Origin of the sequence: Trinickia sp. Y13 (assembly GCF_029522115.1) — a bacterium.
In the GTDB taxonomy this organism is placed as follows: domain Bacteria; phylum Pseudomonadota; class Gammaproteobacteria; order Burkholderiales; family Burkholderiaceae; genus Trinickia.
In genome coordinates, this window is sequence record NZ_JAKWFK010000007.1 from 35,221 (window position 1) to 48,861 (window position 13,641).

At 63.9% G+C, this 13,641-nt stretch carries 6 protein-coding genes; 3 read left to right on the forward strand and 3 right to left on the reverse strand.

Translation table 11 applies throughout. The annotated features are described in order from the left end of the window. Window positions 1-624 precede the first annotated feature (624 nt). Window positions 625-5,091, reverse strand: a complete 4,467-nt coding sequence (locus tag MMB74_RS14285) for a response regulator (protein WP_277429301.1) — start codon at window positions 5,089-5,091, stop codon at window positions 625-627. 531 nt (window positions 5,092-5,622) lie between these two features. Beyond that, on the reverse strand, window positions 5,623-6,195 hold the full coding sequence (locus MMB74_RS14290) for a flavodoxin family protein (RefSeq protein WP_277429302.1): 573 nt from the start codon (window positions 6,193-6,195) through the stop codon (window positions 5,623-5,625). Between the two features lie 693 nt (window positions 6,196-6,888). Between MMB74_RS14290 and MMB74_RS14295 the strand changes: the two genes are divergently transcribed. After that, on the forward strand, window positions 6,889-7,362 hold the full coding sequence (locus MMB74_RS14295) for a carboxypeptidase regulatory-like domain-containing protein (protein ID WP_277429303.1): 474 nt from the start codon (window positions 6,889-6,891) through the stop codon (window positions 7,360-7,362). A 47-nt stretch (window positions 7,363-7,409) separates the two neighbouring features. Here the strand turns inward: MMB74_RS14295 and ppsA are convergent, their stop codons facing one another. Continuing rightward, window positions 7,410-9,848 (reverse strand): phosphoenolpyruvate synthase, encoded by a 2,439-nt coding sequence (gene ppsA, locus MMB74_RS14300; protein ID WP_277429304.1) that lies wholly within the window; start codon window positions 9,846-9,848, stop codon window positions 7,410-7,412. A gap of 261 nt (window positions 9,849-10,109) precedes the next feature. Between ppsA and MMB74_RS14305 the strand changes: the two genes are divergently transcribed. After that, window positions 10,110-10,766, forward strand: a complete 657-nt coding sequence (locus tag MMB74_RS14305; RefSeq protein WP_277429305.1) for a SagB/ThcOx family dehydrogenase — start codon at window positions 10,110-10,112, stop codon at window positions 10,764-10,766. Further along, entirely contained in the window at window positions 10,763-13,639 is a 2,877-nt protein-coding gene (locus tag MMB74_RS14310) for an AMP-binding protein (RefSeq protein ID WP_277429306.1), read from the forward strand. Before MMB74_RS14305 ends, MMB74_RS14310 begins: the two co-directional genes overlap by 4 nt. The last annotated feature ends 2 nt before the right edge of the window (window positions 13,640-13,641 follow it).

A 13,641-nucleotide genomic window follows, 5' to 3' on the forward strand; every position in this document is an offset into this window, starting at 1 on the left:
TCGGCGCCGGTGCGCACGAATTTGTCACACGTTTACGGGGCCGAGCGCCGCAATGCTTCGGAAAAACGCGCCCCGCCTCGTGCGCAATCGCGTAGGGGCGTTGACCGATGCAAGCCGAGCGATCCCCGCAATGTACACGCTTGCTTGCAAGGTGGAAGAACCATCAAGTGCATACCGTTATTTCTCTCTCATAATTTGTTTCGCCATGGCATTGGATATTCGGACGACATTGCGTCGATTAAGGGTGAATTCAACGTTCACGCCACCGATCCGACTTGCGCACCGGCATCGTCTCAGCTCCCGAAAACACTCACCTTTTAGAGGATACGAAGCTTGCCGCGCGCCCCAATCGCGTCGTCGAGAAACCCGTTCCAACCTCGCCTTGGTGAACCGCGTCCATTGGAGGCCACGGCCGAATCCCTTGATACGTCACGGGCCGACGCCGAAAACGGCGCTCGTCGCCGGCTCGTTACAAGGTGAGGTTTTTCGGGAGATGCGGAGACGAAGCCACGCGTCGCCGAGGCGCTCCCGAAACCGCTCACCTTTGGCGTGCACCGCAATCCCGAGCGAACCGCGAGCCTCGCGCCATCCGCACCCCCGCGCCGCGGCGACGAGTCTTCCGCCTCAAATCGACGGCATGCGTTTCGACTCTTTCGTCGCCGCCGGAGCACTCGCGCGCTCTTCCGCCGCGGCTGCTCGCGGCGCGCCGGAGGCCAAGCGCGCCCGCATCGCCGCGTTCATCGCTTCCTCGATGCGCTCCTTGTTGTACGGTTTGCGCAACAGCATCGCCCCTGCAAGCGCCTGGTGATTGCTGTCGTCGGGCAGCGCATCGTAGCCCGTCGCGAAGATCACGCGCAGGCCGGGCTGCAACGCCAAAGCCCGCATCGCCAGTTCGTCGCCCGACAAATCGGGCAGCGAGATATCGGTGACGATCACGTCGAACGCCTGCTCGCTGAGCAGCCGCAACGCATCGGACGCATCGCCCGCTTCGGTGACCGTATGCCCGAGGTAGCTCAGCATGTCGGCCGTCGTGAAGCGCACCATCGCGTCGTCGTCGACGAGCAGCACGCGCGCGCTGAGCCGCGAGGGCTCCGGCACCGGTTCGGGCGGAGAAGGCGCCGGCAAGCTCTGCGCCTGAGCGCGCATGCCCGAGCTGCGCGGCTGATTGCGCAGGACACTGCGAATCTTGCGCGCCATGGCTTCGCGGCTGTACGGCTTGCTGAGCAGATCGACGCCGTCATCGAGCCGCCCGCCATGCACGATCGCGTTATCGGTATATCCGGAGGTAAACAGCACGGCGATGTTGGGCAAACGCTCGCGCGCCTTACGGGCGAGTTCGGGACTGCTGAGCGGCCCCGGCATGACCACGTCGGTGAACAGCAGATCGATCGGCACGCCGCTTTCGACGATCGCTAGAGCGCTTTGCGCCTCTTTCGCACGCAGCACGCGATAGCCCAGTTCCGAGAGCAAATCGACGACCGTCCCGCGAACGTCCTCGTCGTCTTCCACAACGAGAATCGTCTCGCTGCCGCCCGTGATCGGTCCCGTCTCCACCTCGGTTTCCACGTCTTCGGGCTGGCGGGCACGCGGTAGATAAATTCGAACCGTCGTGCCGTGCCCGACTTCGCTGTAGATCTTGATGTGCCCGCCCGATTGCTTGACGAAACCGTACACCATGCTCAGCCCGAGCCCCGTTCCTTGTCCCTCGGGCTTGGTCGTATAGAACGGCTCGAAGACGCGCTCCAGCAATTCCCCGGGTATGCCACAGCCCGTATCGGTGACTGCCACCATCACGTATTGCCCGGCCGCTACATCGCCATGACGGGCGACGTACGTGTCGTCCAAGTACGCATTGCCCGCTTCGATCGTCAGCTTGCCCTGACCTTGCATCGCATCGCGCGCGTTGATGGCCAGATTCAACAGGGCGTTTTCGACCTGCACGGTATCGACGAAGGTGTTCCACAAACCGCCGGCGATGATCGTTTCGATCTCCACGCCCTCGCCCAGCGAACGACGCAGCATATCGTCGATGCCACGCACGAGCCGGCCAAGGTTGACCGTTTTCGGCGACAGCGGTTGCCGCCGGCCGAACGCAAGCAGTTGCGACGCAAGGCGCGAGCCGCGCGAGGTGGCCGCAATTGCCGTCTGCAAACGCTGTTCGGCGCGTACATTGCCCGCCACGTCGCGCCCCAGGAGTTGCAAGTTGCCGGCGATGACCTGCAGCACGTTGTTGAAATCGTGCGCGACGCCTCCGGTCAGTTTGCCGATGGCTTCCATCTTCTGCGCTTGCCGCAATTGCGCTTCGGTATGCGCACGCTCGGCGATCGCCGCGGCCACGCGCCGCTCGAGCACGAGATTCGCCTCCTGCAGAATCCGCTCGGATTCCTTGCGATGGGTGATATCGATAATGGAGCCGATGTAGCCGAGGAAGGCGCCATCGTCGCTGAAGCGAGGCGCCGCCGCCGCCAAGGCCCAACGATAGACACCGTCCGCGCGACGCACGCGGCACTCCGCGCGAAACGGCTCGCCGTTGCTCGATGCCGACAGGAGCGCGCTTTCGTAGTGCTCGCGATCTTCGGGGTGCAACGCATTCCACGCACCGTCGCCCACGGCCTCGTCCAGCGATTGCCCCGTGAACTCGCACCACAGGCGATTCAAATAAGTGAGCGAGCCGGTGGGATCGCTCACCCACATCATCACCGGCGCATGATTGGCCATGTTACGAAAGCGCGCCTCGCTCTCGAGCAACTCGCGCGTGGCGTCTCTGCGCAACCGGGCCATCTCGAGGTTGGCATTGACGCGCGCCATCAACTCGCGCGCCGAAAACGGTTTGATCAGGTAATCGTCGGCCCCGGATTCGAGGCCTTCGACCTGGGCCTCCTCCCCCGCCCGCGCCGACAACATGACGACCGGGAGATACTTCACCTGCGCATCGCCGCGGATCTCGCGCAAGAGACCAAAGCCATCGAGACCGGGCATCATCACGTCGGTCAGCACGAGGTCGGGCTTCTCGCGTCGAATCGCTTCCAGCGCCGCGCGACCGTCGGCCGCCGTCTCTACGTTCCAGCGCTGGCGCAACAGGCGGCCGATGTAATCGCGCATATCTGGGTTGTCGTCCACCACCAGCACACGCGCTCCGATCGTGCCGCGGCCGAATGACCATGGCCCCATGTCCGCGGCAAACGCGCTCGGCGCATCGGGATCGCCATCCACTTCGACGTCTTCTTGCGCGCGCTCGCCTTCGCTTCGCGGCAGCCAGCCCAACACCTCTTCGACATAGGCATCGGCGCGCCCGGATTTGACCTCGGAAACAGGCTTGGTGCCGATGCGTTCCGGCGGCAAGTGCCCCGTTCCAAACGGCACGCGCAGCGTAAACGTCGCGCCTTCGCCGAGCGCGCTCTCGACGTCGATGGTGCCGCCGTGCAGCTTGACAAGTTCTTGCACGAGCGCGAGCCCGATGCCGGATCCTTCGAACGAGCGGCTACGCTGCCCTTCTACACGGTGAAAGCGCTCGTACAACCGAGGCAACTCGCGCGGCGGAATGCCGACGCCCGTATCGCGCACGACGACTTCGGCGGCCGCGCCATCGGCCGACACACGGGTGGCGACGCCGATCTCGCCTTCGAACGTAAACTTGAACGCGTTCGATACGAGGTTCAGAACGATCTTCTCCCACATGTCGCGATCGACATGGACGGGTTGCGGCAACGGCTGACAATCGATCGACAGCTTCAGATTGGCGCGATCTGTCGCCGATTCGAAGTTCGACGCAAGCTCAGCCGTCAGCTTCGCCAAATCGGTCGGCTCGAACGTCGCGACGGCACGGCCCGCCTCGATACGTGAAAAATCCAGCAACGAATTGACAAGCTTGAGCAGCCGCAAACCGTTGCGATGCGCCGTCACGAGCCGCTTGCGCTGCGCGAGCGGCAGCGTTGCCGCCGCGGTGTCGTCGAGCACGTCTTCGAGCGGTCCAAGCATCAACGTGAGCGGTGTGCGAAATTCGTGACTAACGTTGGAATAGAACGTCGTCTTTGCGCGATCGATTTCGGCCAGCGCCTCTGCGCGCCGCCGTTCGGCTTCGTATGCCTGCGCCTGGGCGATGGCCGCGCCGATTTGACCCGCGACGAGCCCCACGAAGGCGCGATAGTTCGCATCGAACAGACGAAACGGGTTCAACCCGACGACGAGCGCCCCCGCCCGCCCCGTCTCGCCCGAACGCGAGAGTGGCATCACCACGGCCTGCGCCGGCGCTTCCGGCCATGGCCCCTTCGGCAACGGCGACGCCAATGATCGTTGAAAATCCGACACGACGATAGGCGCATGGGTTCGAACCGCTTCATGCACGGGCCACAAGGCCGATCCATCCGACGAAAGGCACGCCGGCGCGGCTTCGTGGGCGCCATCGATGCCCGATGCGCCGACGAGCTTCATGTCGCCCTCGCCCGGCTCGGCCAAATAAAGCAGTGCGAACGGCAGGTCGCGATCGTCGGCGCCCAGCGCCCGGACGCAGCATTCGCTCGCCTCCTGCCAACTACGCGCGTTCGTCGCGCCGGCGGCGACATCGCGCAACAAGGCGAGCTGTCGTTCGCCGATCACGCGCTGCGTGTCGTCGGTGTTGGCGCAAATGATTCCGCCGACGCTACCGTCGTCGCTGGGGATAGGGCTGAACGAGAATGTGTAATACGTTTCCTCGCGATAGCCGTTGCGCTCCATAATCAACGGTTGCGCTTCGACGTAGATGGCGTCGCGCCCGCTCATGGCGAGCTCGAGCATTTCGCTGATGTCGTCCCAGAGTTCCGGCCAAACTTCGGATACGGCATGCCCAAGCGCCCACGGATGCTTGCCGCCGACGATCGAACGATATGCGTCGTTGTAAAAATAGACCAAGGAAGCGCCCCAGCCGATCCACATCGGCTGCCGCGAATTGAGGATGATCCGTAGCGCCAGCTTCAGGTTCTGGGGCCACGTTTCCGGCTCGCCGAGGGGCGTCGAGCGCCAATCGTAGGTGCGAATGAGCTGCCCAAGCTCGCCCCCGCCGGACAGGAAATGAGTGTGATCTCGGTTGGGCAACATATCGGATGCGTCGCTCATTGAGGATTCCTGTTTCGGTTTGATCGCAAAGATAAGCTCATGGCGCGCAAAAACCAATACGGTTGCTTCGGCATCGAATGGCGAGTCGCAACAGAGGTGGGAAAGCCACGCCGCAACGTCACACGCACAGCAAAAATTGCCGCGAGGGCGTGGCACCGGAAAATTGAACCGATCTTCGGCAAACGGCCTACCGGAGCGTTTGGAGATGTCCTGCGGCCGCATCCCAGCCGTCCGCGATCTAGCGGCGATGCAAATGCCCAACAGTGTCGACTAGCACGGCGCATGCCCGAGCCGGGACGCCGGGCCAATATCGTAACGACAGCGCACGCCCCTCTCGCTTAGGAATCCTAATGAACCTGCTCGACGGGAGAGTCATCGCCAGGCGCGTGGACGAGCCCGGCGCAACTTTCTCTACGCGATCGCGCCCTCGGCCTCTGCAGAGGGAGGGCCTGCCGATATGGCGCTTCGCCCGTACTCGCGCGGCTGAGGCGCGGCAATCTGGGCGAAGCGCCTCAAGCAGTCAGCCGACGATCAACGCAAGCGCGTAGCGAATTCGGCCACGCGCCTGCCGAGCAAGCGGGCTGTTTCGAGATCGCCCGAGCGCGGCGCTTCTTCGGGCGATGCGTCGGAGGGTGAAATCGCCAACGCACCGGCAAAGCCCGCGGTCCAATTGACGTCCGATGGCCCGTGTTCTTTTTTGTTGGCGGGCATGAGGCCTGTGCCGATCCAGACTTGGCCATGCTGCTGCGATAGCGTCCAGAAATATTCCATCGTGGAGAACTTGTCGCCGTTCGTCGAAGCCGATGTCGTGAACCCGGCTGCAAGCTTGTTCTTCCAGCCTTGCGTGAACCACACCTTCGAGCTGGCGTCGGCGAACTTCTTGAACTGCCAGGCAGGGCCGCCCATGTATGTCGGGCTGCCGTAAATCAGCGCATCGGCTTTCGCGATTTCTTCCCACGCGCCCTCCGGCAAGTCGCCATTGGCGTCGATACGGTAAAGCGTCGCCTTCGCGCCCGTTTCGGACGCGGCACCGGCTTGCACCGCTTCCGCGAGTTTGACGGTGTGGCCGTAGCCGCTGTAATAAACGATTGCAACGGTTGTCATGAACGAGAACCTCGATCGATAGAAAAACGCCAAGGAAATGGAGCGATCGCCCGACGCCGTGCGCGGGACGCACTCGTGCGTCCCGCAGGCCAGAGCGACCGATGCCGCCGCCAAGAAGCTCGTGCGAGCGGACCGGCGAAGTGTATCGCCCAAATGCGAAATGCGTCGGCGAACGCGTTCGAGGCAAGCCGTTCGGCAAGGGAACGCATCCGAAGCAGCGCGCCCGGCTCCCGATAAAGCTCACCTTTGGCGGCTGGCGGTGCGTGCGGCGCTGTTTTACCGTTCCGGGCGACATCATCGACTGGTCGTCCAACCCCTGGAATTGCCTATCGAATACGACATGCGAGCGACCAGGTCTTCGGCGGTCACCCAGGCGGGGAGCGGCGTGGCAGCGCTCGCGAGCGCGCCGGAACGGTACGCAGGAAGGTCACAGAAAGCGGGGCGGCTCACGCCGCTAAAGGTGAGGGTTTACGGGAGGGGCGGGGGTGCTCGACCCGCTCCGAATGGCGAGCCCGATTCGACCATATTCGTCCGACACCGTGGATACATGCTCGCGTGCCCTCAGCCCGTGAGGTGAGAGTTTTCGGGAGAGCGAACTCGCCCGTTTGACCTGCGTCAACAGCGTCGCGCGTCGCACGCGTACGGTGTCCAACAAGCATGCCAACCCCGCTCCGCGAGCGAAAGGAGTTCAAAATGCACAACAGTTTGAGTCGAACGATATCGGGCCTCGTGGTCGGCGCAGCCATCGCGAGCTGCATCGGCCTGGCGAGTCCGCGCGCGTTTGCGCAAGCGGCTAGCGCGCCTGTCGCAATGCAAGGCGTCACCTACCTGACCGGCGGCATCGGCGAAGACGACGTGAAGCAATTGCGCGCCGCCGCCGCGAAGTACGACTTGCGCGTGACGTTTGCGTCCAAAACCGGTGCCTACCTCTCCGATATCGACGTGTCGATCTCCACCGAGTCGAAGCGCGAAGTGCTCTCGATCCGGACGGAAGGGCCGCTTCTGTTCGTTAATGTGCCGCCGGGCCGCTATCTCCTCGCAGCCAACTATGCGGGCAAAGCGCAAACCAAGCACGTCACCGTTCCCCCAAAGGGAGCCGTAGAGATCGTTTTGCGTTGGGACGACGCCGACGCGGGCAGCGCGAGCGGCGCAACGGTCCAACATTGACCGGGCTGCCCGCGGCGGGCCGCCCGGCCCACGCCGAGTTCGGCTCCTTAGGCCGGAGCAGCGGAGTTAGCGCCGCTTTGCCGCTCCCGCTCCGGTTCCGCTGCCCTTTTCGCTTCCGCTTCCGCGATGCGGCGCTTCACCGCCACAAAGCTATCCGGCGTAACCGACACGGAATCGATGCCGCACTCCACCAGAAAGCGTGCGAAGTCCGGGCGGTCGCTCGGCGCTTGACCGCATAGCCCCACCTTCACGCCGCATCGATGCGCTGCCTCGATGACGTGGCCGATCATCCACTTCACCGCTTCGTCCTCTTCGTCGAAAAGGGAGGCCAGCTCGGCCGAATCGCGATCGACGCCAAGGGTCAATTGCGTCAAGTCGTTGCTGCCGATCGAGAACCCGTCGAAGCGGGCCGCGAACGCCTCCGCGAGAATCACGTTCGACGGAATTTCGCACATGACGTAGACCTCGAGTCCGTCTTGCCCGCGCACGAGCCCCTGCTCGGCCATGACCGCCAGGACGCGGTCGGCTTCTTTCGGCGAGCGGCAAAACGGGATCATGACGACGACGTTCTTGAGGCCGATTTCACGGCGCAACCGGTCGATGGCCCGGCATTCGAGCGCAAACCCTTCTCGATACCGCGGCGAATCGTACCGCGATGCGCCGCGAAAGCCGAGCATCGGATTCTCTTCCTTGGACTCGAATTCCGTCCCGCCGATCAGGTTCGCGTATTCGTTGGTCTTGAAGTCGCTCATGCGAACGATCACGGGCCGCGGATAATGCGCGGCGGCAATGCGCGCGAGACCTCGCGCAAGGCGCTCGACGAAGTACGCGGTCTTGTCTTCGTACCCCGCCGTGAGTTCGTCGATCGTTCTCTTCGCGACGGGATCGGTCAACGCCTCGTAACGCGCGAGCGCCATCGGATGAATCTTGATGTGATTGCCGATCACGAATTCCATGCGCGCGAGTCCCACGCCATCGGCAGGCAGCCGCCACCAGCGCAGCGCAGCCGCGGGATTGGCCAGATTGAGCATTACCTGCGTGCGCGTGACGGGAAGGTGGGCGAAATCGATGTCTTCGACCGTGAACTCGGCGCGCCCCTCATAGACGAACCCCTCGTTGCCCTGAGCGCACGATACGGTGATCTCTTGCTCGTCGTGCAACATGTGCGTCGCATTGCCGGTGCCCACGATGGCCGGCAATCCGAGTTCGCGGCTAACGATTGCGGCGTGCGACGTCCTTCCGCCATGATCGGTGACGATCGCAGCAGCACGGCGCATGAGCGGCACCCAATCGGGATCGGTCGTGCGCGTGACCAAAATCGCGCCGTCGACGAAATGCTCGGCGCGATGCGGGTTGTCGATGACGCACACCGTGCCGGCCGCAATGGCTTCGCCCACCGCCACGCCGGTCAACAAGCGCGGCCCCGCATGAACGAGGCGATAGGTTTTGATCGCACTCGCCTCGCGTCTGGACTGCACCGTTTCCGGACGCGCCTGCACGATGTAGAGCTCGCCGTTCATACCGTCTTTGGCCCACTCGATGTCCATCGGCTGGCCATAATGGCGTTCGATGTCGCACGCCCAACGCGCCAGCTCGAGGATCTCCGGATCGGTCAATACGAACGCGGCGCGCTCGGCTTTCGACGTGGGCACGTTCTTCGTCGGCGTTCGCGCATCGCTCGCGTAAATCACTTTCAGTTGCTTCTCGCCGAGCGTCTTGCCGATGATCGGGGTGAGCTCGTCATTGTCCAGCAGCGGTTTGAACACTTCGTACTCGTCCGGATCGACGGTTCCTTGGACGACGTTTTCCCCCAGGCCCCACGCCGCATTGATGACCACGAGCTTGTCGAACCCCGTTTCCGTATCGATGGAAAACATCACGCCCGCACCCGCGAGGTCCGAGCGAACCATGCGCTGCACACCGATCGACAACGCAACCTTCATATGATCGAAGCCTTTCGCTTCGCGATAGCTGATCGCGCGATTCGTGAAGAGCGACGCATAGCAACGCCGGCATGCCACGAGCAGCGCATGCTCGCCGCGCACATTCAAGAAGGTTTCCTGCTGTCCGGCGAAGCTCGCGTCGGGCAAGTCCTCGGCGGTCGCGCTCGAACGCACCGCGACATCCGTATCGGTCTCTCCCGCGCGTTCGCTCAGGTGCCGATACGCGGAACAGATCGCCTCGGCAATCGCGGCAGGCCACTCGCCGTGCACTATTGCACGGCGTATGGCCGCGCCCGCTTCGGCGAGCGTGAGCTTGTTGGCGGCCAAGTCGGCGAGCAGCGACGCGATCGTCTCGCGCAATCCATTGGCGTCGATGAAGGTCCAATAAGCGTGCGCGGTGGTCGCAAAGCCCGGCGGCACGCTGATGCCAGCACTGGCCAAGGTGCTTGTCAACTCGCCGAGCGAGGCGTTCTTGCCGCCGACGCGCGCCACATCGGTGCGGCGCACATCCTCCAACCACATGATCGACGTATCTTCAGACATCGCGGCGGCTCCTATCGGGGTTGCGTGAATGCGTCGAATGCCGACGTTGCAGCGCGCACGCATCGCTCGATTCGATTCTGAGCAGTGAGCCGCAAACGGCATTGACGTGAGTCAACCGTTGACGGTATGTCGAACGAGAAGCGGACACGAAGTCGTCGACTCCTATTGACCGAAATCAACTGCGACTTCGCTCGCGCGCCTATCGTGGAAATGTGAAAAACCATTTGCTCGAGATGCTCACGACCGAGGAGGAGCGCACACATGACTCAAATGCCCACGCTGACCTACGAGGCGCTCCCCGACGCCGCAGCCAAGCCTGCGCCCGAGGGCGCTCCGAAGGTTATCGAGTTGCCCCGCCCCGACCTGCTCTCGGGCATTTCGCTGCTTGCCGCCTTATCGTTTCGTGCGAGCACGCGCGAGTTCTCGCCCGCGCCGTTGCCCAAGCGCACGCTCGGCGCTCTGTTATGGGCTGCCGACGGCATCAATCGGCCGATCAGCGGCGGACGCACCGCGCCCTCCCCCCACGGTCGCCAAGAGATCGATATCTATGTCGCGCTGCCGCAGGGGGTCTACCGCTATGACCCGGCAACGCATAGTCTCGTGCTCAAGCGCGCCATCGATGCGCGCGGCATGACGGGCTATCAAGATTTCGTCGGCGCTGCGCCGCTCGACCTCGTCTACGTCGTGCGCACGTCGAAGCTGCTGACATTGCCGCCCGCTCAACGTGACACGTTTTCCGCCATTACCGCCGGCGCCATTTCGCAAAACGTATCGCTGTTTTGCGCGTCCGCCGGGTTGGCTACGGTCGTACGCGGTTGGATCAATCATCGCTTGCTCGCCGACGCGCTCAGCTTGAACGAGGATGAAGTGCCGATCCTCGCGCAAACGGTGGGCATGAATGTCGTTTCTCCGCCGTGACGAACCAAACGCAATACGAACGGAAACCGCCCGTCGGGCAGACCGCCGATGCCGAAGCGAAACTGCTGACGCTCGTGCGCGCGCTGGCAGAAGAGTTGCATGGCGAGGGTCCCGCTTATCCCGAAGTCACGCTCGACGCACGTCTCGAGCGCGATCTCGGCTTCGACAGCCTCGCGCGCGCCGAATTGCTGCTGCGCATCGAAACAGAGTTCGGCGTGCAGTTGCCCGTCGAAATCTTCGCCTCGGCTGCGACGGCTGCCGACGTTCTGGCCGCGCTAGCGGAAACGCATGCGAGGCAATCGACCGCCGCCGAGCGATCCGTGCCGCCATCGCCATCTCAGCCTGAAGCTGCCAATGCGGGGACGCTGGCCTGCCCAACCCAAGCGAACACGCTCATCGACGCGCTGCATTGGCACGCCGACCGTCACCCCGAGCGCACGCACATCGTGCTGATCGACACCGATGGCGTGACCGAAACGCACATCAGCTACGGCGAGCTTCGCGACCGGGCCATGCAAGTTGCGAGTGGCATGCGCCAACTCGGCATCGACCCCGGCGATACCGTGGCGCTCATGCTGCCCACGACGCGCGACTATTTCGTCGTCTTCATCGCGACGCTGCTGTGCGGGGCAGTTCCCGCGCCGATCTACCCGCCGCTGCGCATCGATCAGATTGCCGAGCACGTATCGCGTCATGCCGCCTTGCTGACGAATGCCGAGGTCAAAGCGGTCGTCACCTTCGATCAGGCCGCAGCCATCGGGCATTTGCTCAAAGCGCGCGTGCCGACTATCCGTCACGTGATGACCCCCGACGAAATCGAGCGCTTGCCGCCAGACAAAACCGTGCTCTCACAGCCCGGCGATCTAGCCTTGCTTCAATACACCTCCGGAAGCACGGGTACGCCCAAGGGCGTCCGGCTCACGCATGCGAACTTGCTGGCCAATATTCGGGCGATGGGCGCGCGTATCGACGTGCGGCCCGCGGACGTGTTCGTCAGTTGGCTGCCGCTGAGCCACAACATGGGCTTGATCGGCGCTTGGATGGGGCCGCTCTATTTCGGCGTGCCGCTCGTCGTCACCTCGACGCTGACGTTTCTCGCCCGCCCGGAAAGTTGGCTGAAGATGATCATGCGCTACCGCGGCACCATCACGGCCGCGCCCAATTTTGCGTACGATCGATGCGCGCGTCTTTCGGATACCCAGTTGAAAGACCTCGATCTGTCGTCGCTGCGATTCGCGTGCTGCGGCGCGGAGCCCGTGAGCGTGACGACGATGCGCGCCTTCTGCGACCGCATGCGTGCGATACATTTCGATCCTCTGGCGCTCGCGCCGGTCTACGGTCTCGCCGAGAACGGGCTTGCCCTCACGCTGCCTTTGCCTGGACGGGGCCTGTCGGTGGACACCGTGATGCGAAACGCGCTTCTCGTCGACGGCGTCGCCCTACCGGCCATCGGCGCCGGGGACCCGACGCAGACCGTCGAAGTCGTCGGCTGTGGGTCCGTCATCGACGATTCCGATATACGCATCGTCGACGAGCACGGGCATGCGCTCCCCGACAGGCGCGTGGGCCGTATCGAATTCCGAGGGTTGTCGGCCACGCAAGGCTATTACCGAAATCCCGCGCAGACGGCGGCGCTCATGGACGGCGACTGGCTGGACAGCGGCGATCTCGGCTACCTTGCCGATGGCACGCTGTACGTCACCGGCCGAATGAAGGACATGATCATTCGCGGCGGCCGGCACTTCTTTCCTTATGAACTCGAAGAAGCGATAGGCCGCCTGCCCGGCGTCATCGCGGGCGGCGTCGCGGTATGCGGCAGTGTCGACGCCGCACGAGGAACCGAGCGCGTCATCATCTTTGCGGAAACGTCCGAGGAAGGCGCTCAAGCGCGCACCCAACTGATCGAATGCATCGGCGCGGCGGCCGTCGAGTCCTTCGGCTCGCCCGCCGAACGCATCGTCCTCGTGCCGCCGGGCAGCGTTCCGAAAACGGCTGCCGGCAAGATCCGCCACGCCGCCATGCTCGACCGATTCGAGCGTGCCGAAGGCGCCGATCCCGCGTTGCAAACGCTGAGCGCCCCGCATGCCGGATGGCGTCAAGTTTCCGAGGCTGTGGCGGGCAGCGTGCCGGCTCTTGCGCGCCGGATGTTGCAAGAAATCCTTGCGATCGCGTATGGGCTATGGTGCTGGATGATCGGCACGGCGATCGCACTTGTGCTCTGGGCGCGCGTCGCGGCAAACGCCGACGCGCGGCAAAACTGTGAAAGCGCCGCCCGCAGCGCGCGCTTGTTCTTGCGCGCCACCGGCTTACGCGTGCAGTTCAACGCCGACGCCGCCCCGTTGCCGGCGTCCCCTTGCATCCTCGCCGCCAACCATACGAGTTATCTCGATAGCGTCGTGCTGCTCGCTTACCTGCCGCGCCCGGTGCGCATCGTCGCCAAGCGCGAATTGGAGAGCGCGCCCTTCATAGGGCGCTTTCTGAAGGCCCTTGGCGCGTACTTCGTCGAGCGAGCCGACTTTCGTGCGAGTCTAGAAGACGAACGCAAGCTCGTGCTCGCCGCACGGGATGACACGTTGCTGTTCTTCCCCGAAGGAACCTTTGGACGCGCAGCAGGCCTACGGCCATTCCATTTGGGGGCCTTTCGCGCCGCGTGCCTCGCTGGGCGTCCCATCGTGCCCATTGCACTGCGCGGCATACGCAACGTGCTGCGCGACGGAGATTGGTTGCCGCGACGCGCGCCGATCGCGATGACGTGGCTACCGAGCATCGCCCCCGCAGGGATCGATCTTCGATCGATGGCGATGTTGCGCACTGAAGTGCGTGCGGCGATCCTCGCTCACTGTGGCGAACCGGAACTCGTCGCGCACGAATAGCC

Bases quoted from the DNA above. Each gene is read 5' to 3' on its own strand.
- MMB74_RS14285 (WP_277429301.1), bottom strand. From the start codon at position 5,091: ATGAGCGACGCATCCGATATGTTGCCCAACCGAGATCACACTCATTTC.
- MMB74_RS14290 (WP_277429302.1), bottom strand. From the start codon at position 6,195: ATGACAACCGTTGCAATCGTTTATTACAGCGGCTACGGCCACACCGTC.
- MMB74_RS14295 (WP_277429303.1), top strand. From the start codon at position 6,889: ATGCACAACAGTTTGAGTCGAACGATATCGGGCCTCGTGGTCGGCGCA.
- ppsA (WP_277429304.1), bottom strand. From the start codon at position 9,848: ATGTCTGAAGATACGTCGATCATGTGGTTGGAGGATGTGCGCCGCACC.
- MMB74_RS14305 (WP_277429305.1), top strand. From the start codon at position 10,110: ATGACTCAAATGCCCACGCTGACCTACGAGGCGCTCCCCGACGCCGCA.